Origin of the sequence: Niveispirillum lacus (genome assembly GCF_002251795.1) — a bacterium.
GTDB lineage: Bacteria > Pseudomonadota > Alphaproteobacteria > Azospirillales > Azospirillaceae > Niveispirillum > Niveispirillum lacus.
In genome coordinates this window covers 540,695-561,050 of sequence record NZ_NOXU01000030.1, presented here as the reverse complement: position 1 = coordinate 561,050, position 20,356 = coordinate 540,695, and the positions used below count along the sequence as shown (strand labels likewise).

Here is a 20,356-nt window from a genome sequence, read left to right as displayed (position 1 = left end):
ACCCAATCGCGTTGCGTGGATTTTATCGCAATTGGCTGCGGCGGCGACTGCCGCCATGGGGTTCGCGCCGGACAAAATATATCAATTTTGATATATTCAGCCCACGGGGACGGTTGAAACCCTGAATGAAATCGTCGATGCGGAGATTTTTGCCTGCCTGTGGATTTACGGGCACGGCTGGTCCGCATCCTCCATCTTATTGAAGCCGTCGGCCTACAGAACCTGCCGCATGACACGGTAATAGCGGTTCCCGATGAATTTGACGCATCGGGAACCGGTTCGGCGGCGACTGCCGCCGCGCGCCACGTGGCGCGTAGCCGAGCCGCCTGATGGCGGCGCTGGCGATTGAAGCCCGGTGATCGGTGACGATCACTGGGATGTGGTGTAACGCACTTGAGGGCAAGCTGTGGGAATTGCGCGTGAAGGGCCAGGGCGGCCTTTCGCGGGCGATCTACCTCACGGCGACCGGCAAGCGGGTTGTCATCGTCCGGGTGTTTGTCAAAAAAACACAGAAAACCCCGCGCCATGAGCGGGACTTGGCCCGTGAGCGGGCGAAGGAGATCACATGACCAGGATCAAGGAACTCCACGCGGATTGGATGCAGGACCCCGCCTACCGCGAGGCATACGACGCGCTTGAGGAAGAATTCACCTTGGCCCAGGCCATCATCGAGGCCCGCATCAAGGCAGGTCTGACGCAGGAGGAACTGGCCGCGCGCATGCAAACCTCCCAAAGCGCCATCGCCCGCCTCGAAAGCGGCCGGACAATCCCATCCGCCCGAACCCTGGCGCGCTTCGCCAAAGCCACAGGCACCCGCCTGCGTATCAGTTTTGAGGTCGGCCCTTCATCGGCGAGCGTGTGAGGCCGGATGAAGGCAGCGGCAGCATTGCAGTCGTTCTGAGTGGCTCAAAGGGGGCCGGAGGCGGACGGGCGGGTTTCTGTCAGGGCAACGAGAAAGCGGCCGAATTCTGGGTGTCCGTCAAACCTCCGTTTGACGGACACGCGGGCGATGTTAGTCGCACTCCCAAAGTTCGAAAGAAAATCTTTGATAGTTTTCAAAGAAACTACACCATAATCATGTAGGCATACCTTCATCATTTATTCTTGTGGGGAATGCACCTATAATATGGCCGGTGCGATGGGAGGGAGAGAATGGCAAGAAATAGCGAAGTATCGAAGGCAATCTATACCCTTCACATCCGGCTTTACCGGTTGATTAATGATGCGTGGATATTCACCGAGCTCCTGCGGCCCGATCTTAAAAAACGGGCTGAAATACTGCGAAATTCTAAGAGCAAAGCAAAAAAGCCATACCAAGTGCCAAAGCGCGACGGCACTGTGGTTAGCAGACGTCGCGATGAAGATATCGGCCTGATTTTCCACGCCCAACACGAGCGGGGCATTTTCGAAACTAACATCGTGTCATTGGTATCGCGCACCGAAGCTTTTATCCAGGACAGTCTCGTCATTGTGGCGACAGCACAACCTTTGAAACTGTCGGTTCTTTCTGATAAGGGCGGCATACCTCTCGACTTATTTCTGGCTTATGAAGAGCGCGAAGACGTGATTCGGCGTTTTGTCGTCATGAAGTGCGAGGGGCTGATGTTTGGTAAGCCAGCGGAATATCTTGATAAGGCCGCTAAGGTGCTATCCATCGAGATGGATACCGATGTGGTGAAGGCGTTTATTGAGATAAAGGCCTCTCGAGACATCATCATCCACAACAGTGGCCGGATCAACAAACTCTATATTGAGAAGGCCGGTGATAAGCGCCGCGGCGAGGATGGCGAGGAACTGGTAGTAGACCGCGCTTATTTCCGGCACGTCGTTGTGACACTCAAAAAACTGTCAGGCGGAATTCAGTCGAAGATCGAGGAGAAGTACAAGTAGCAGCGCCGCAGCAGGTGAGCGGTGTAGATTTAAGGGCCGGTCACCTCCGGCAAACCCGGCTCCGTTCAATGGCACCTGAAAGCGGACCTGCAAATAACTGGCAGGGTTCCTTTGGTGGGGGTATAAGCAGAACTTCGAAGTGAACTGGGCGGCAAAGATGGACCACCAACGTAAGCTAAATCTGGATGATTTGGCGCCCATGTGGGACCGCAAATTCAGCTATCCCATGAGCGAGCCCGACCTGAACCGCCTCTTGCGGCGTGATGAACACGTCCTTGAACCTGCGCGCTTGGAGGACGTTGTCTGGGAGGTTGGTACGCTCGCGCAGGATGTTTTCAGTGCGACCGTCATCCGCCAAGGCCGCATTCAGCGATGATTGCAATCGCTCCGCCGACATTCCTTCCTGAGACGGAAACAGTGAAGTCGGGTGGATCATAAACATGGAATGTGCCGAGCAATATCGATGCTCCGCTGCCAGGAAAACGACAACAGCTATTGAACTGCAACTTCCGATATTATGCACCCTCACTTTAATAGGTAGCGCACGGATAAGATTATACAGAAAAATGCCGTCGGCTACATATCCGCCGTTGGAACTTACGGCAAAATGAACTTCATCAAATTGATTGTTCGCTGCGTGATTCATGGCCGCGGCTATTCGCGTGGCTCCATTTGGATCAATTGGCCCTGTGAATCCGTAAGAGGCTATCTTCTCTCCTGCCAAGTCAGGCATTTCCACCCCCACCATTAACCCCCATAGGGTACATCCGTGGCCAGAAGCTGTACAAGGCAGATGATTTAGTCACCCAAGCAGATAGCCTTTTTTCAACAGACATCACTGAGAGTGGTCGGCACTATCTTCACCGCCTGTGGCCCCCCTGACGGTCGGACAAGGGCGGAATGTCCGGAATCCAGAAGGGAACACGAAAAGCCGCTCGCCCGCTCCCGGACCCGTCCTGGCCATCCATTCACATCAAACCCTGTCCGCCAAACCGTCCTTTGGCGGTCAACACGACGGCTGTCCGGAAACTGGCGCGCCCGATGGCAATCCGGACAAATTGTTTGTCGGACCACTTTCCGGACAAAGACGTTCGGCGGAATGTCCGCTGATGGGTCGGCCATCAGGACGGTGGAAAGACTGAAGTGGCGCGCAAAGCGGCGATACAAACCTGCCCCACCCGCTACATTGCCCCCAGCATGCCATCTCACCGGCCTAACGCTTGAGGACCGGACTGCAGAATAACGCCGGCCCCACCGACTGCCCCGGCCGGCACCACCGCACCAACCGCTGACTTTCCGGCCACCGCGTGCTATACTCCGTCATCAACACTCTTCGTCCGTCTGGGTCGGATCGGTACCGGTGCAACACGGGTCGGCCATCGGGTCGGTCTGTCCGGAGGTTGCAGCCATGGCCCCTGAAACACAGCCCGCTTTTATGGTGCACAATGTTGCACAGGGTTGACCGGCGCTGCTTTTGCCGCACTGGCACTCTGAAACACACCCTGTTTTGCGGTTCCACGATGTTTCACAGGGTTAACATCCGCCGCCCATCCCGGCCCCCGCCCGGTGGAACAGGGCCGCGCACCGCGTTCCAGGATGTTTCACAGGGTTAACATCCGCCCCCTTACCGTCCCGGTGCCACCCGGCGGTAGGACAGGGCCTCGGCCACATGGATGCGGCGCACACCATCGGCGCCGTCCATGTCGGCCAGGGTGCGGGCCACGCGCAGGACGCGGTGATAACCACGGGCCGACAGTTTCAGCCGTTCCGCCGCGTCGGTCAGCAGGTGACGGCCCTGCGGATCGGGGCCGGCGACCTTTTCCAGCACCTCGCCATCGGCCTCGGCATTGCTGCGGATCGGCGGGTGGCCGGGGGGCAGCATGGTATGATAGCGGGCGCGCTGTATCTCCCGCGCCTGGGCGACACGGGCCGCCACCTCCGCCGTGCCCTCCCGTGGCGGCGGCAGGGACAGGTCGGCGGCGCTGACGGCGGGGACGTCGATATGCAGGTCGATCCGGTCGAACAGCGGGCCACTGATCTTCGACTGGTAATCCAGGGCGCATTTCGGGGCGCGGCCACAGGCCAGGGCGGCATCGTCCAGATGACCGCAGCGGCAGGGATTCATGGCGGCCACAAGCTGGAACCGTGCCGGATAGGTGACATGATGGTTGGCGCGACTGACGGTGGCGCGACCGGTTTCCATGGGCTGGCGCAGCGCCTCCAGCGTGCCGCGGGCAAATTCGGGCAATTCGTCCAGGAACAGCACGCCATTATGGGCCAGGCTGATCTCTCCGGGCCGGGCACGGCTGCCACCGCCCACCATGGCCGCCAGGGTGGCGGAATGGTGGACCTCCCGGAAGGGCCTTGTGCGGATCAGCCGCCCCTCTTCCAGCCCGCCGGCAATGGAATGGACCATGGACACCTCCAGCGCCTCCGCCGGGTCCAGCGCGGGCAGCAGGCCCGGCAGTCGGGCGGCCAGCATGGATTTGCCCGAGCCGGGCGGTCCCAGCATCAGCATGTTGTGACCGCCGCTGGCGGCAATCTCCAGCACCCGTTTGGCCGTCTCCTGCCCCTTGACGTCCCGTAAATCCTTGATACTGCTCGGTATGTCGGCTTGTAGCTTTGGTTCCGGCCGCGACAGGACCTGCGTGCCCTTAAAATGGTTGATCAGCGCCAGAAGCGAGGGCGGGGCCAGGATATCCAGACCCTCACCGGCCCAGGCCGCCTCTCCCCCGCTGGCCGCCGGGCAGATCAGGCCCTTGCCACCGGCCAGGGCGTTGATGGCGGCCGGCAGCACACCGGCCACCGGAGAGATGGACCCGTCCAGCCCCAGCTCACCCAGGGACTGATACCCGGCCAAGGTATCGTCGGGCAGGATGCCCATCATCACCAGCAGGGCCAGCGCAATCGGAAGGTCGAAATGCGAACCCTCTTTCAGCACATCGGCCGGCGCCAGATTGACCATCAGCCGCTGCGCTGGCAGCGCAATACCCAGGGCGTGCAGGGCGCCACGGACCCGTTCCCGGCTTTCGCCCACCGCCTTGTCGGGAAGGCCGACGACGGTAAAGGCAATCGGCCCGCCCGTCATCTGCACCTGGACGTCGATGTCGAGTACATCTATGCCTTGAAAGGCCACCGTGCAAACGCGCGCCGCCACCCCTGCCCCCACCCCGACTTCATCTTCTGGTGAGTATAGAGGATTAGACTTGCAGGCGGAAAGGGCTGTCAGACACCCTGCCGCCAACATCGCCGCCGCCAAATGATTAACGATATGTCTGAAAAGACATAACGAATAGGGCGGTCATGGAGCGTCCATTTGACCACACAGGGTGAAATGATCGAAATCTGGAAGACTGTCGACACGCTGCCGGGGCATGGTTGTGACTGACCGAAGGCTTGGCGAGAGCCTGCCAGATTTTCATTCTTGATTGGGGTCAGCGATGATTAACCTCGATATCAACGGCAAGGTCCGCGCCGTGGACGTGCCGGAGGACATGCCTCTGTTATGGGTTCTGCGCGACGAACTGAACCTGACAGGCACAAAGTTCGGCTGTGGTATCGCTCAATGCGGGGCCTGCACGGTCCATGTTGACGGCCAGCCAACGCGGTCGTGCCAGTTACCGGCATCCGCTGCGGTGGGCGCCAAGATCACAACGATCGAGGGCCTGTCCGGCAAGGCTGCCGCCGCCGTACAGAAGGCCTGGGCGGATCTGGATGTCGTGCAATGCGGCTATTGCCAGTCAGGTCAGGTTATGGCGGCCACGGCCTTGATTGCGGAAAATCCCAACCCCACCGATGCTGATATCGAAGCGGCGATGGACGGTAATGTCTGCCGCTGCGCCACCTATGTGCGGATCAAGGCGGCTGTGAAGCAGGCCGCCAAGCTGGTGAGGACCTGAGCGATGATGCTGCGTCAATTGTTGCGCCAGGCCGCGTCCAATGTGGCCGAACCCGCACCCAGTCGCCGTACCTTTCTGAAGGGTACGGGCGGCGCCCTGATCATCAGCGCCACGGTCCCGTTGGGATCTTTCGCTGCCGAAGCGGCCGGCCCTGCCATCATTGGTCCTGCCGACCCGCGCCCGAATGTCTTTGTCCGGGTGGCGAAGGACAATAGCGTTACCGTCTTGGTGAAGCACCTGGACAAGGGTCAGGGCATCATGACGGGCCTGACCACCATTGTGGCGGAAGAGTTGGATGCCGACTGGTCGCAGATGCGCGGTGAGCACGCGCCGGCCGACAGCAAACTTTACGGCAACCATTTCTTCGGTATCCAGGGTACCGGCGGTTCCACCGCGGTCGCCAACAGTTGGGACGAACTGCGCATGGCCGGCGCTGCTGCGCGGCTGATGCTGGTCAATGCGGCTGCCGCCGAATGGAAGGTTCCCGCCGACCAGATCAGTGTGTCCAGGGGCGTGGTCAGCCACAAGCCATCCGGAAAATCGGCAACCTTCGGCCAATTGGCCGAGGCGGCCTCAAAACAGCCGATTCCCACGAAGGTAACGCTCAAAAATCCCGACCAGTACAGCCTGATCGGCAATGAGACATTGCACCGCCTGGACCATGTGTCGAAGACTAATGGCACCGCCATCTTCGCCATGGATGTTCGGCGTCCTAATCAGGTTACTGCCGTACTTGCCCGCAGCCCACGTTTCGGTGGCACTGTAAAGTCAGTGGATGATCAGGCGGCCCGTGCCATCCCGGGCGTGATTGATGTGCTGACCCTGCCGGTTGGTGTTGCCGTGGTGGCCAAGAACACCTGGGCCGCTATCAAGGGGCGCGAGGCCCTGTCCATCCAGTGGGATGATACCAACGCTGAAAAGCGCGGCACCGACCAGATGCTGGCCGCATACCGGGCCCAGGCCAAAAAACCCGGCACCTCCGCAGCCCGCAAGGGTGACACGGCCACCGCTTTCAAAAGCGCTACCAAGGTAATCGAGGCGGAATACAGTTTCCCCTATCTCGCCCACGCCCCAATGGAACCGCTGAATGCCACCTTGGAGATCAAGGATGATGGCGGTGCGGAGATCTGGGCGGGGTCACAATTCCAGGGTATTGAGCAACCGGTCGTTGCCGGTATCCTTGGGACAACGCCCGACAAGGTGAAGATCAACACCCTGTGGGCCGGCGGCAGCTTCGGACGCCGCGCCACCACCAATGCGGACTATATCGCTGAGACGGCCTTGATTGCGAAGGCACTGGCGGCAAAGGGGATGAAGGTGCCTGTGCACCTCGTCTGGACGCGCGAGGATGATATCCAAGGCGGGTGTTATCGTCCGCTTGTCGTGCATCGCGTCAAGGGCGGATTGGATAAGTCCGGCAACCTGATTGCCTGGGAACAGTCCATCGTGACGCAGTCCTTCATGGCCGGCACTCCGTTTGAGCCGGCTGTGGTTAAGAATGGCGTCGATGCTACGGCGGTGGAAGGGGCGGCGGACATGGCCTATTCCGTGCCGAACATGGCCGTCGACTACCATCAGATGGCATCGCCGGTAACCACGCTCTGGTGGCGCTCGGTGGGCCATACGCATACAGCCTATGCCAAAGAGGCCTTCATCGAAGAGTTGGCGGTGGCGGCGGGCAAAGACGGGGTGGCCTTCCGTCTGGCCTTGCTGGGTGACAAGCATCCTCGCCTCTCCGGTGTGCTGAAACTGGCAGCCGAGAAGGCTGAATGGTCAAAGCCGCTTGCGCCCGCTCCAGACGGGTCCAAGCGCGCTCGCGGTGTCGCCGTGCACGAAAGTTTCCAGAGTTTTGTTGCGCATGTTGCAGAGGTGACGGTCGCTAAGGACGGTAAGATCAAGGTTGATCGTGTGATTGTTGCCGTGGATTGCGGGCAGGCCGTGAACCCCGATGTCATCAAGGCACAGATTGAAGGGGGGACCGGCTTTGGCATTGGTCATGCGCTGCGTGACCAGATCACCTTGACGGACGGTCTTGTCGATCAGAACAACTTCGATGGGTACGAACCGATGCGTTTGTCGGACATGCCCGAGGTCGAAGTGCATATCGTAAGGTCGTCCGCCCGCCCGACGGGTGTGGGCGAACCCGGTGTGCCGACGGCGGCGCCGGCGGTGGCAAACGCGGTCTTTCGGGCCACGGGTCAGAAACTGCACGATCTGCCATTCAGCAAGGCCGGGATTGTGTAAGCAATGTGTGGGGGGGGGCCGGACAACCGGCCCCCCGTCCTGGCCGTGCCTTATGCACTATCCGACCAGATCCCGTCGCACCGCAAAACGGCGGCATCCATAGACATCAAGCCCCTTTTGGTTTTAGCCCCAACACATCCCGATGAAGAAAAACATGGTGGGGAGTGGTCGGCAATCAAGGGGCCTGGGCTTGACGGCACCCGACCACCCTCTGTTACGTCACCAAGACGATGAGCATCATCGGGACGTCCATGCCACCTCCACGCCAGTTACCGGTTGGCGACATCCGAGAATCGTGAAACGATCTGTCTGCACATCTATGCCTGGAGGGCAAAATGGCAGCAATACTGGGTTTGGGGGGATTGTTCATCAAGTCAGAAGACCCAGCCGCCATGGGCGCCTGGTACAAACAGGTACTTGGCATTGACTGGGGTGAGTATGGGGCCATCTTTCCCCACCCCGACCGTGGTTTCACGTTGATCAGCGGTTTCAAGCACACAAGCCACTATTTTGATCCGTCACCATTGCCTGTGATGCTGAACCTGATCGTGGACGATTTGGACGGTATGCTAGACCGGGTGAAAGCAGCGGGGGTGGAGCCGCTGGGTCGGGACGATAGCGATCCAAACGGCCGGTTCGGCTGGCTTATTGATCCTTGGGGACTGAAGATTGAGCTCTGGCAACCGCCGGCGCCCGCCGGGTAACCGCAAAGCCCATCACACCCGTTTGCCACCTGGGCGCGGACCTGTACGGCTCTCCGCATAGGCCTTTGTCGCTGCCTCTGGTTTTTTCAAGTTTTCCATGAGTGCCGTGGCGAAACGCCCGCCATCGTTTCGGGAGCGCAGGAAGGAGGCGACCACGTCACGTGCGGCTTCTTTATCATAGGGCACATGATCCGGTGGCAGCGTCCGAGCAGCTTCCACCGCTTCCGCCGCCTTCTGGGCGCGGGCCAAGACATCGGGATCAATTCGGCGCCGGATCGCCCGAATCTGGCGCAATAACTCGTCTTTCGGATCCTTGCCCATAAATGTGGTTCCGGATTGCCAACCATCAGAAGATGCGCGCAACCCGTTGCCACAGCAAGCGTTAATCAAATCAAGCAAATGGCTGATCGATAGGTTGCAGATGGTCGACATCGCCCTATCTTGGCCGCCTGTGCCGGGATGAATACGGGAGGGAAACCCATGAACCATGTTGACGCCGAAGCCAAGTGCCTGTTATCGCCGATTAACCCCACGCTGTCGCGACGGATGTTCGCTATGACGACATTGGCGGGCGGTTTTGCCCTGTCCACCCTGCCCGTTTCCGCTCAGACGATCACGACGCCGACCGACGGTCTGGTCGCAGGTGAGGTGTCAATCCCGGTGGAGGGCGGCAACCTTCCCGCTTACCGCGCCAAGCCCGCGGGCGCCGGTCCGTTCCCCATCGTGATGGTGGTGCAGGAAATCTTTGGCGTGCATGAACATATTAAGGATGTCTGCCGCCGCTTCGCAAAAGAGGGCTATCTGGCCGTTGCAACCGAACTGTTCGCTCGGCAGGGCAATGCCGCGTCGTTCACCGATACTGGTGCCCTGATTCGCGAACTGGTAAGCAAAGTACCGGACGCGCAGGTCATGTCCGACCTGGATGCCACGGCGGCATGGGCCGCCACGGATGGCGGTGATGTTACCCGACTGGGTATTACCGGCTTCTGCTGGGGTGGTCGGACCACATGGCTTTATGCCGCGCATAACCCAAAACTGAAGGCTGGTGTCGCTTGGTATGGTCGCGTGACCAGTACACCCACGGCACTGCAGCCGATGGTGCCGGTCAACCTGGTGCAGAAGATGGTGGCCCCGGTGCTGGGCCTTTATGGCGGAAAGGATGGCGGCATCCCGATGGCGGATGTGGAGCGGATGCAGAAGGCGCTGGTGGCGGTGAATTCCCGCAGCACCTTTCATGTCTATCCTGATGCTCCGCACGCTTTCCACGCCGATTACCGCCCGAGCTACCGGCCAGATGACGCAAAGGATGGGTGGAAACGCTGCTTGGAGTGGTTTCGGGCGAACGGTGTGGCATGAACCCCGGCAGGATCATGCCACACCGGTCTTTCTGACGCTTGCGGCACAAGGGGCGGGACAGCATAGTCCCGCCCCGCCGATCCACGCCGTCAGTCGAAAGCCCACGCCATGGCCGCCCACCCGCATGATATCGACGCCCGCGCAGAAACGTTCACCCATCGTCACCTGCTGGGGATCGAGGGCCTGACGGCCCCGGAAATCAATCTGCTTCTGGACACTGCCGACCGTTATGTTGAGCAGAATCGGGGAGAGAACCGGGTAACGAACAAGCTGGCGGGCAAGACAATCGTCAACCTGTTCTTCGAGAATTCAACCCGTACCCGCACCAGCTTTGAACTGGCAGCCCGTCGTCTGGGCGCTGACGCTATCAATATGTCGGTCGATGGCAGTTCAGTGAAAAAGGGTGAGACACTGATCGACACTGCTTTGACTTTAAACGCCATGCATCTGGACGCGTTGGTGGTTCGGCATCAAGAATCAGGCGCGCCGAAGCTCCTGGCCAGCAAGGTCAACTGCGCCGTCATCAATGCCGGCGACGGGCAGCATGAACACCCTACCCAGGCACTTCTGGACGCACTGACCATCCGTCGTCGTCTGGGTACGTTGAAAGGCCTGACCGTCGCCATCTGCGGCGATATCCTGCACAGCCGCGTGGCCCGATCCAACATTCATTTGCTGAACATCATGGGCGCCCATGTACGGGTGGTGGCTCCCCCTACCCTGCTGCCCGGTGCTATCGACAGGCTTGGCGTTGAGGTCCATCATTCAATGGCGACCGGTTTGAAAGACGCCGACATTGTCATGATGCTGCGCCTGCAACTCGAACGTATGCAAGGTCAGTTTCTGCCCAGTCAGCGAGAATATTTCCGTTTCTTCGGCTTGGATTATGACAAGCTGGCGGTGGCCAAACCCGGCGCCCTGATTATGCATCCTGGCCCGATGAACCGGGGTGTGGAGATAGACACCCTTGTCGCCGACGATATCCACCGGTCGGTTATTTTGCAGCAGGTCGAACTGGGTGTGGCGGTTCGCATGGCCTGTCTGGACCTGTTAACCACAGCGCCCAAAGCGGCCTGACCATTGTCAGCCCCAGTCCCAGACACCGGGTTCATTGCGATGGCTGTCGACCTTGGCCGCAGGGGGCGGTAGCACACCCGTATCCGGTACGGCCCGCGACGGGCGGTAGATTTTATTCCCGATGCGGAGAAGCAACCGAAAAGGGCTTCCCTTGAAGTCTGACGGTGTCAGCACCGCGCGTTCAAGCATGTCGTGATGATCCATGTCTTCCCCCGCTTCACAGAGCGGTCCATATAGAACATTTCATGAACAATAGCAACTCTGCGGCGCAGGACCATCGCAGACGAACGTATGTTTCACCAACGCGGGGGCTCTGACCGCAAGGATCGGAATGCGCCCGACAAAAGCCGGTTCTATGCTGTCAACTGTCACGATAAAAGAGCACAGGGAAACAATGTTAAGCCCGGGCGCATATGACTGGCCGTTAATCACGGATGAGTTGAATAGTCAGGGCTGCGCCGTGCTGCCAGCCTTGCTGACGCAAGCGGAATGCACCCTGATTGCCGGGATGCACCTGGATGAAAGCCTTTTCCGTAGCCAAGTGGTCATGGCCAAGTATGGATTCGGGCGGGGGGATTACCGGTATTTCCGTTATCCGTTACCCGATCTGATCGGGGCTATGCGCACGGCGCTCTACCCGCGCCTGGCCGTAATTGCCAATGATTGGAGCGCGCGGTTTGGTCGGGAGCATCATTATCCGGCAGCACATGCAGAGTACTTGGCACAATGCCATGCCGCAGAACAGCAACGGCCGACACCGCTGTTGCTGCGTTATGATCCCGGTGATTACAACTGCCTGCATCAGGATCTTTATGGTGATCTGGTATTCCCGTTGCAGGCAGCAGTACTGTTGTCGGAGCCCGGCCGCGATTTCAAAGGTGGCGAGTTTGTGCTGACCGAACAGCGGCCGCGCATGCAAAGCCGGGTGGAGGTAGTGCCGCTGTGCTAGGGCGACGCCGTGATCTTCGCCGTCAATGAGCGCCCTGTGCAAGGTACCCGCAGCCCCTATCGCGTAGCAATGCGCCATGAAGTCAGCCGGATTCGATCCGGCCAGCGCCATACGCTGGGTATCATCTTTCATGATGCACGGTAGCCTGCACCGACCAAAAGGTCATATTTTTACTAACTACTATCAGTAGATTTGCTATACAGTATAATTCTACCATAAATATAGGTGCGACATGGCATCCGGAATCTCCATTGAGCAGATCTTAGAAGCGGCGACTCTCGATGGCGCCCCACAAATACCCCTGACTTTCATAACGTTCAAGACCATGACCAAGATTGGGATCAATGTCAGTGTCACTGTGCCTGGGTGGAACAACGGACAGCCCGTTTCCGCGGTTTACGAATTCGACACGGGCGGAAAAGGCTTTTGGTTGAATTCCGTGGGTGTTGACATGACAAATGTGAAGTCGCTGGGGGCTGTGGAAACACTCTACACCAGCGGATATTTCTACAGCGGTGTCGCTGCAACGGCTACGATAACCTTTCCGAACGTCACGCTGCCGTCGGGCACACCAAGCCCCAGCATTCACGCCAATGTCGGCCTGGTAACCGAGTTTCTGAAGTACCCCCAGGGCAGTATGTTCAACCCCAAGGACCCTCAACAGGTCATCTCGCGAATGACGGGTAAACCGGTCAAGAGTAAGCCGGACAGTTTCCCCATTTTCGGTCAATGTTTCGGTGATTTCGGTGCGTCGCTGTGTCCGACGACCGTATCCGGCGGAAACACCGTTGTAATGCTGGGTGCACTGTCACAATACCTGCCGCCGGTGCCGGGACTCGACACAGGTTTTGTTGTCTCGGTGCCACAGAGCGAAGGCGATGCCGGTTGGTTAATCCTGGGGATTGGCAATCATCTGCGCACCTTGTTCGGCTCCGCGAACACCCTGCCAATGAACCCCGCATCGCCAGGATCCTTTCCAGCCTGGAACACGGCACCGTTCGGTACCCCGACGATGGTCAATACCTTCTCCGAGCAGGCCATCAATGCCACCGTGGCGGTAACACAGCCCACTTGCAATGACGCACCAGCACAAACGGTAACACACACGCTGCAAAATGTCGGGATGTGCCTGGATACCGGCTGTCCGCATGTGGTGATGCATGGCGGTACGGTGCTGACGGTTGGCAACAATCAACCGATTAACTATGGCACCGGGACCTTGAACATCATGACGACCACAGGTGACGGCATAGTCACTGGTTCCAAGGATTATTCAGCGATGCCGACGTCGGATGTCGGTCCAGCGATTCCCGGCTATGTGAATACCGGCGTTCAGAATTTCATCAATTTCCATGTGATGTACGACATCACCCAGTCGAACCTGTATCTCGCCCACCGGTGACAGGCACGGCTTGCGGGTGGGAGAAAATGGCGGAAGCGGTGGGATTCGAACCCACGGTGAGTTGCCCCACGGCGGTTTTCAAGACCGCTGCCTTAAACCACTCGGCCACACTTCCGTGTCCACACGCCTAGCCGAAACGCGCGACAGGGGCAAGTCCCCCGTCGCGTTCTCGCGAGAAATCTGCGCAAAGCCCTGATATGCTGAACCCAGCGCAGGGGTTTGACGCCTTGACGCACACAGCGTGGTTAACGGTGCGTTTAGGTTTGCCCAAGCATAGTGCGCAGAATGGTTAGCAGAGAAGGTTGTGCGTTCATGGGTGGTGACGACGCGGATGACCTGTTCGCCCCGGAAGAGGATGATGCGCAGTCTGGGGCATTAGACGGGATGAACGGCGCGGTAGCCCCTGCTCCGCCTTCTCCGTGGCCTGTCCTGGTCGTCGATGATGACGAGGAGGTGCACATCATGACGCGGCTGGTGCTGTCCAAGCTGCGTTACAAGGACCGCCCACTGGAACTGCTGACGGCGCGATCAGGGATGGAGGCCGATCACGTTTTCCAACAGCGCGATGATATCGCTGTGGCGCTGCTGGATATCGTGATGGAGACGGATGATGCGGGTCTGCGGCTCGCCCGCCGCATCCGGGAAGAGTTCGCCAACAGCGATACACGGCTGATTCTACGTACCGGACAGCCTGGCCAAGCGCCCGTTCGTGACGTCATCGTCAATTATGACATCAACGACTACAAATCTAAGACCGAGCTGACCTCGGAAAAACTCTTCATTACGATCATCACGGGCTTACGATCCTACGACAATATCCGCAGCGCCCGCATGGCTGAAAGCGCGTCCAAACTGAAATCCAGTTTCCTGGCCGCCATGAGCCACGAAATTCGCACGCCAATGAACGGCGTGCTGGGAATGTTGGAATTGCTGGCCCATACCCCACTGGATGAGGACCAGCGGGATATGTTGCTGACCGCGCAGGACTCAGCCAGCGCCTTGCTCAGGATTATCGATGATATCCTTGATTTCTCAAAAATCGAAGCGGGACGGATGGATATCGACAGGCACCCCGTCGATATCGGCGCCATCATCGAAGGGGTTGCCGACACGCTGGCTCCTGCGGCGCGCAAGAAGGGACTGTCGTTTAACATACATATTGACCCTTCCCTGCCCGATGCCCTGATGGGTGATCCGGTACGTCTGCGCCAAGTCCTGTTCAATCTCACTGGTAACGCCATCAAATTCACGGAGAATGGCAGCGTCAACGTCCGCGCCGAGCGTCATCCCGACCCGGATACTGATCTTGTCCGCGTCCGTATCGCCGTCACCGATACGGGCATTGGTATTGCGCCCGACCAGAGGGCCAGACTTTTCGAGCCATTTACACAGGCCGAAATCTCCACAAGCCGACGATTCGGCGGTACCGGTCTCGGCCTGTCCATCAGCCGTCGATTGGTTGAACTCATGAAGGGCCATATCGGCCTGGAGAGTGTCGCAGGCCATGGTTCTACATTCTGGTTCACCCTGGATCTGGAGAAGGCTGAAACTTTAACAGCGCTCACCTCTTGCTCGGGCGATATTGCCAGTCTCAACATCGGCCTCGATATTGCCGAACCGGACCTGTTGGAGACGGTTACCGCCTATCTGCGCCAAGCTGGTGCCACGTTGGTTGCCATGGATGATCCCGCCGCCGAACTTTTGGTGTGCGCTGGTCGTGGCGGGTCCAGTTGGCCTGTTCCAATGACCATACTGCCAACAGTTCTGATCGCAGATGTGGACTCCGTCCGATCAACGGATATGCCGCCCAGTACGCAATTGGTCGGTCGCCCTGTGCGCCGTGCGACACTGATCCGCGCTGTCGCTCTGGCCGCAGGCAGGGCTGCTGGGCAAGCGAGTGCGAACCCAAAGCTGCGGGCCACCATCACAGCCCCCACTGTGAAACAGGCAGCAGATCAGGGACGCTTGATATTGGTGGCAGAAGACCAACCGGTCAATCAGATGGTGATCCGGCGACAATTGGCCATTCTGGGCTATGCGGCCGATATCCATGCCGACGGGCATGCAGCCTTGGCAGCATGGCGCCCAGGAGCCCATGGCCTGTTATTGACCGATTGTAACATGCCGGGAATGGATGGGTATGACCTCACAGCAGCCATTCGTGCGCAGGAAAAGGCACAGAGTTTACCGCGGCTGCCAATCGTTGCTTTGACCGCCAATGCTATGGCAGGTGAGGATCAGCGATGCATCAATGCTGGTATGGATGATTTCCTCTCAAAGCCGCTGAATCTAGACCAGTTGGACCGTTGCCTTAGTCGTTGGTTTGGTCCCGGCGACGCATTGTTGGCTCAGTCGGGCACCACAATGGCGTCAGAGCTTTTCGACCCAACAATGACCCTTGATCTGTTTGGCGGTCTTGACGGAGATGCACGGGGCTTTCTCGAGGAGTTTGCCGGTTCGCTGAAGTCATTGTGGGCAGAGGCGGAGAATGCCTTTGCCCACAATGATTTTGTCATCGCTCGCTCGCGCATTCACGCCTTGTCAGGTGTCGCTAAGAATGGCGGTGCACCTGCTCTTGGCGCTTTGGCCGATAGCGTTGAAGGATTGCTGAAAGCCGGCAACCATGAACCTGCGCGCATAAGTGCCTTGAAAATACCCGGTATGATTGATCGGGTAGTTGCCGCGATCGTCGCTCTGTAGTCAACTGTGGGAGAATGGGGTCGCAAGACCTCGTCACTGTGCACGTCCATAGGGAAATCGCAGATGGCGGTCTTTAGCAACTTCAGCAGGATGAATGCCCTGATCGTGGAAGATCAGGCTTTTATCCGGACCGTGGTGTCCCGCATCCTGAAACAGTTGGAATTCAACAATATCTGGGAAGCAGATGACGGCACCGGCGGCCTGTCGCTGGCATTGGAGCGGAAACCCGACATCATCATCTGTGACATCGAAATGGCACCGATGGACGGTCTGACCTTCCTGCAGCAGCTACGGCAGAAGGAAGATTTGGGACGACGCACGCCCGTCATCTTTCTGACCAACCATGCCCAGAAGGATATGGTGATAAAGGCGCGCGATCTGGGGGTGAATGCGTTTATTGCCAAACCGGTAACAGTGGTCGGCCTGCGAGAAAAACTATCTGTTCTTTTGGGTAATCGGCGTTGACAGCCGACCTCACCTTCAACTGGCAGGGATTCGAGGATTTCACGCCCGTCACCCTGTACGCTATGCTGCGATTTCGTCAGGACGTCTTTATCGTCGAGCAGCAATCACCTTATCCCGATTTGGATGGCCAGGACCCCTTCTGCCGGCATCTCTTGGTGACGGACATCATGGGCAGACTGGTCGCTTATCTGCGGGCACGCGGCCCCAACCTGGAAACGGCAGCCTTCATTGGGCGCATCGTCATTGCCAGGGACTGGCGCGGAAAAGGTCTCGGCCGCCAGCTGGTACAGGCTGGACTGGATTTTATGGATCAAACTTTTCCTGGTCAGCCGATCGAAATCGGTGCGCAGGAACATCTGACTGATTTTTATATGGGTTTCGGCTTTGTTCGGGAGGGCGAGACCTATGATGATGGCGGCATCCCGCATGTCACCATGTGGCGACGATAGAAAGAACGGCTGGTTGAAATTCCGCGATAGTTATGTTCCATTTACTATCCAAGATAGAAAGTGGAGCGTTGATCGTGCGGATACCAGTGCGGCATATCCTCTTCTATCTGGTTGTCATCATAGCCGTTATCACCTTCTTATGGCTTCAGGTGGCAGAAGCCAATCAGCGTATTGAGGAACAGCGGCAAACGGCTCGCCTGGATGTGACACGGAGGGTTGAACAATCCATCGGCACTGCCGTTAATTTTCTGGAGCTAATGCATGCGCAGATGGAGGAGGGTCTGGTCAGAGCAGTACCAGGAACCCCACCCTCACCGTTACGCAGGGCATTACGCGCGGATGTTGATGGTTCTTTTAATCTTGATGTGGTGCCCGCGCCTTATGATCGGACTTTGGTTGGCAACCTGACGGGGCTGGGCGGGTTGTCACAACGGGGGGTGGCTTTCGAGGCCGAAATTGAAGCTGCCCTCTCACTGCACACCGCCTTTGCGCAAGCCCAGCGTCGCCTTCCGAACATACCCTGGGTTTATTACATCTCCGCCAACAGGTTCGCCTTTGTTTATCCTTGGGCCCAAGCAGAGGATTTGGCATTCGAGGATAAAGACCTGGAAATGGAGTATTTTCAGGCGTCGCTGCCATCGAACAATCCTTCTGGAGACCTTTTCTTCTCCAAACTTTACGAGGACGATGGCGGAAAGGGAATGATGGCTACCATAGGTATGCCCGTCTACCATGGCGATCGGCATCTGGGCGTCGTGGCGCTGGACATAACGGTTGGTTATCTTTCGTCCCTTCTGAATGGCTTTCCTGCCACATACGGTACGCTGACACTCGTTGCCCCAGATGGACAGATTCTGGGTACTTCACAAGGTCAGGGCCGGCGACAGGCTCCAAAGGCGGCCATGCAAGCCGCCATAAGAGAAACAACAAGCCATGACGGCCCAATGCGCATGAAACGCGAAGGTTGGGAGTTCACCAGCCATATCCTGCGCTACTCCAACTGGCGCATCTTAATGGCACAGGATGAGTCAGGACGTGTGCGCGCTGTCATGGGGGAGAGCGCGCCGCCTATCCTGGTGGCGATGATGCTTTTGGGTCTGATCGGGGGTATGGAATTTCGACGCCGGACGGATGAGCGCATACGCAAACAGTCGGAAATACTGGCAAAGACCAACCTTGATCTGGCCCGCGCCCGTGACGAAGCCGAACAGGCAACACGCGCCAAATCGACTTTCCTTGCCACCATGAGCCACGAGATACGCACACCCATGAATGGGGTGTTGGCAATGGCCGAAATGCTGGCCGACACCCCGCTGAATGAGGATCAGCAGGGGATGGTGAAGGTGGTGCGCGACAGCGGCGGGGCGTTGCTGACCATCATCAACGATATCCTGGACTTCTCAAAGATTGAGGCAGGTAGGCTGGGTATCGAATGGATCGATACCGACATCCTTTCCTTAACCGAAGGAGTTGGGGATCTTCTGGCACGCCGGGCGGAAGAGAAAAGCCTAACCCTGACCATCGATTTTGATCCTGCTTTGCCTCGCCGTTTGATTGCCGATCCCACCCGTCTACGCCAAGTGCTTCTGAACCTGACGGGCAATGCCATTAAGTTCACCGAACATGGCGGCGTTTCCGTCCGCCTTGACCGTTTGCCCGACGCGGACCACGACAAGGTCGGTCTACGGGCGGAGATTGTCGACACGGGCATCGGCCTGACCCCGGAACAGCAGGGCAAGCTGTTCCAACCCTTTGCCCAAGCCGACGGAACGACGGCCCGTCGTTTCGGCGGGACCGGGCTGGGCCTGTCGATCTGCCGGCGCCTGGTGGAACTGATGGGCGGCACGATCGGCGTCGCCTCGCAAGCGGGCGAAGGCTCAACTTTCTGGTTCGAACTGTGGCTGGATGCAGGTAAAGCGGATTTGGAGGCGGTAGATACCCCATCACTGTGGGGCCTGCGCGTCGCCATCCTGGGCGGCCTTCCTGCTGAGCGAGCCAGCTTGACCCGCACGTTGACGGCCCGGGAAGCAGAGGTAGTGGAAATGACCGACGAGGCAATGGCCCTGACAGCATTGCGTCAGGCCGCCGCTGATGGCATGCATTTTCATGCAATCTTGATTGATGCCTATCCGGGCGACGGGGTGGGCCTGGATATCGCCCGCCGGTTGGGCGTGGCCGAGGGAACAGGCGGAACACGGACGGTGCTGATCGCCCCCGTTTCTCTAGTTTCCACCCTCTCCGAGGCAGGCCGGGCCAAGGGCATCTTCGCCGCCATCCCCAAACCCGTGCGCCAAGCCCGTCTTATCAAGGTGGTGGCAGCCGCCGACGGCCGCGCCTCCCTGGACATCACCGCCACCACGGGCAGCAGCGATACGGCATGGCAGGCGCCGGAGGTGGAGAGTGCAGCGGCCAATGGCGCCCTGGTCCTGGTGGTTGAGGATAATGCCACAAACCAGATCGTCATCCGACAGGCAATGCGTAAGCTGGGATTTGCCGCCGAGATCGCTGGCAACGGGTTGGAAGGGCTGGCAGCTTGGCGCACGGGCCGGTTCGGTGTGGTCGTCACCGATTGCCATATGCCTGAAATGGACGGTTATGACATGACACGCGCCATCCGGTTGGATGAAGGTAGCGCCGCCGATGGCCGGCACGTGCCCGTTATCGCCCTGTCTGCTGACGCGGTCAGCGATGCAGCCCAGAAATGCCGCGATGCAGGCATGGATGACTATCTGACCAAACCCATTGAACTGGCCAAGCTGGAAGCCGCCGTGCTGCGATGGGCCCCGGTGACGGCGGAGATGCGACAGCGCGTGTCGGCAAGGCATGCCCCGCCCGTCACCCCCAGCCCCGTCGCCCCGGTGTCAGTACCAACCGCAGAGATGGACCCCACCATACTCGATATCAGCCGGTTGAAGGAAATGTTCGGGCATCTGGACACGGAGGCTATCACCCTGCTGGACATGTTCCTGGTGCAGGCAGAGGCGCGGGCTTCCAGCGTGGAGGAGGCGCTGAACAATGGCGATCTCAAGAACGCCAAGGATGGTTCCCATTCGCTGAAAGGTTCCGCCAACGGCGTTGGCGCCGTAGCATTGGGAGATCTGTTCGCGCGGATTGAAACGGCTCTGAAAGAGGGGAACGAAGAAATGGCGCAGGAGCTGCGCTGGAATATCGCGCCCGCCTTTGAAGACCTGCGCCATCAGATTAGAATCGTGAAAGGGTAG

Annotated in this window: 17 protein-coding genes, 1 tRNA gene and 1 pseudogene; 14 read left to right on the top strand and 5 right to left on the bottom strand. The window is 58.8% G+C overall.

Annotated elements, in window-relative coordinates; all coding sequences use genetic code 11:
- Positions 1–362: 362 nt before the first annotated feature.
- The 3 genes from CHU95_RS15490 to CHU95_RS15480 all read left to right on the top strand — a co-directional run bounded on the left by CHU95_RS15490 (position 363) and on the right by CHU95_RS15480 (position 1,890).
- Positions 363–569 (top strand): type II toxin-antitoxin system RelE/ParE family toxin, encoded by a 207-nt coding sequence (locus tag CHU95_RS15490; protein WP_245838301.1) that lies wholly within the window; start codon positions 363–365, stop codon positions 567–569.
- Complete coding sequence (locus CHU95_RS15485; RefSeq protein ID WP_094457185.1) at positions 566–862, top strand: helix-turn-helix domain-containing protein; 297 nt, start codon at positions 566–568, stop codon at positions 860–862. The genes CHU95_RS15490 and CHU95_RS15485 overlap by 4 nt, the downstream gene beginning before the upstream one ends.
- Positions 863–1,152: 290 nt before the next feature.
- Entirely contained in the window at positions 1,153–1,890 is a 738-nt protein-coding gene (locus CHU95_RS15480) for a hypothetical protein (protein WP_094457184.1), read from the top strand.
- Between the two features lie 175 nt (positions 1,891–2,065).
- Here the strand turns inward: CHU95_RS15480 and CHU95_RS15475 are convergent, their stop codons facing one another.
- Positions 2,066–2,623, bottom strand: a complete 558-nt coding sequence (locus tag CHU95_RS15475) for an ATP-dependent Clp protease proteolytic subunit (RefSeq protein WP_165772204.1) — start codon at positions 2,621–2,623, stop codon at positions 2,066–2,068.
- 891 nt (positions 2,624–3,514) lie between these two features.
- Entirely contained in the window at positions 3,515–5,047 is a 1,533-nt protein-coding gene (locus tag CHU95_RS15470; RefSeq protein WP_094457296.1) for a YifB family Mg chelatase-like AAA ATPase, read from the bottom strand.
- Between the two features lie 283 nt (positions 5,048–5,330).
- On the opposite strand from CHU95_RS15470, the gene CHU95_RS15465 reads away from it, so the two are divergent.
- The 3 genes from CHU95_RS15465 (at position 5,331) to CHU95_RS15455 (ending at position 8,737) form a co-directional block, all read left to right on the top strand.
- The gene (locus CHU95_RS15465) at positions 5,331–5,789 is read left to right on the top strand and encodes a (2Fe-2S)-binding protein (RefSeq protein ID WP_094457182.1); all 459 of its coding nucleotides are present in this window, start codon (positions 5,331–5,333) and stop codon (positions 5,787–5,789) included.
- Between the two features lie 3 nt (positions 5,790–5,792).
- A complete protein-coding gene (locus CHU95_RS15460) occupies positions 5,793–8,033 on the top strand; it encodes a xanthine dehydrogenase family protein molybdopterin-binding subunit (protein WP_245838300.1) in 2,241 nt (746 codons plus the stop codon).
- Positions 8,034–8,368: 335 nt separating this feature from the next.
- Positions 8,369–8,737, top strand: a complete 369-nt coding sequence (locus tag CHU95_RS15455) for a VOC family protein (protein ID WP_094457181.1) — start codon at positions 8,369–8,371, stop codon at positions 8,735–8,737.
- A 12-nt stretch (positions 8,738–8,749) separates the two neighbouring features.
- On the opposite strand, the gene CHU95_RS15450 is transcribed toward CHU95_RS15455, so the two are convergent.
- A complete protein-coding gene (locus CHU95_RS15450; protein ID WP_245838298.1) occupies positions 8,750–9,169 on the bottom strand; it encodes a hypothetical protein in 420 nt (139 codons plus the stop codon).
- A 48-nt stretch (positions 9,170–9,217) separates the two neighbouring features.
- On the opposite strand from CHU95_RS15450, the gene CHU95_RS15445 reads away from it, so the two are divergent.
- Both CHU95_RS15445 and CHU95_RS15440 read left to right on the top strand, forming a co-directional pair.
- Positions 9,218–10,093 carry a dienelactone hydrolase family protein gene (locus CHU95_RS15445; RefSeq protein ID WP_094457179.1) on the top strand — a complete coding sequence of 292 codons (876 nt, stop codon included), beginning with the start codon at positions 9,218–9,220 and terminating at the stop codon, positions 10,091–10,093.
- A 108-nt stretch (positions 10,094–10,201) separates the two neighbouring features.
- On the top strand, positions 10,202–11,170 hold the full coding sequence (locus CHU95_RS15440; protein ID WP_094457178.1) for an aspartate carbamoyltransferase catalytic subunit: 969 nt from the start codon (positions 10,202–10,204) through the stop codon (positions 11,168–11,170).
- A gap of 6 nt (positions 11,171–11,176) precedes the next feature.
- Here CHU95_RS15440 and CHU95_RS15435 read toward each other — a convergent pair whose 3' ends face one another.
- Positions 11,177–11,359 (bottom strand): hypothetical protein, encoded by a 183-nt coding sequence (locus CHU95_RS15435; RefSeq protein ID WP_133065541.1) that lies wholly within the window; start codon positions 11,357–11,359, stop codon positions 11,177–11,179.
- 142 nt (positions 11,360–11,501) lie between these two features.
- On the opposite strand from CHU95_RS15435, the pseudogene CHU95_RS15430 reads away from it, so the two are divergent.
- A pseudogene (locus CHU95_RS15430) lies at positions 11,502–12,263 on the top strand (2OG-Fe(II) oxygenase).
- 88 nt (positions 12,264–12,351) lie between these two features.
- On the top strand, positions 12,352–13,521 hold the full coding sequence (locus CHU95_RS15425) for a hypothetical protein (protein WP_133065540.1): 1,170 nt from the start codon (positions 12,352–12,354) through the stop codon (positions 13,519–13,521).
- A 27-nt stretch (positions 13,522–13,548) separates the two neighbouring features.
- Here the strand turns inward: CHU95_RS15425 and CHU95_RS15420 are convergent.
- A tRNA-Ser gene (locus CHU95_RS15420) sits at positions 13,549–13,636 on the bottom strand.
- A 197-nt stretch (positions 13,637–13,833) separates the two neighbouring features.
- On the opposite strand from CHU95_RS15420, the gene CHU95_RS15415 reads away from it, so the two are divergent.
- The 4 genes from CHU95_RS15415 to CHU95_RS15400 all read left to right on the top strand — a co-directional run bounded on the left by CHU95_RS15415 (position 13,834) and on the right by CHU95_RS15400 (position 20,356).
- Positions 13,834–16,221, top strand: a complete 2,388-nt coding sequence (locus tag CHU95_RS15415; RefSeq protein WP_165772203.1) for a response regulator — start codon at positions 13,834–13,836, stop codon at positions 16,219–16,221.
- A gap of 63 nt (positions 16,222–16,284) precedes the next feature.
- On the top strand, positions 16,285–16,686 hold the full coding sequence (locus tag CHU95_RS15410) for a response regulator (RefSeq protein WP_094457174.1): 402 nt from the start codon (positions 16,285–16,287) through the stop codon (positions 16,684–16,686).
- Positions 16,683–17,135, top strand: a complete 453-nt coding sequence (locus CHU95_RS15405) for a GNAT family N-acetyltransferase (RefSeq protein WP_207762512.1) — start codon at positions 16,683–16,685, stop codon at positions 17,133–17,135. The genes CHU95_RS15410 and CHU95_RS15405 overlap by 4 nt, the downstream gene beginning before the upstream one ends.
- Before the next feature lie 74 nt (positions 17,136–17,209).
- Positions 17,210–20,356, top strand: a complete 3,147-nt coding sequence (locus tag CHU95_RS15400) for a hybrid sensor histidine kinase/response regulator (RefSeq protein ID WP_165772202.1) — start codon at positions 17,210–17,212, stop codon at positions 20,354–20,356.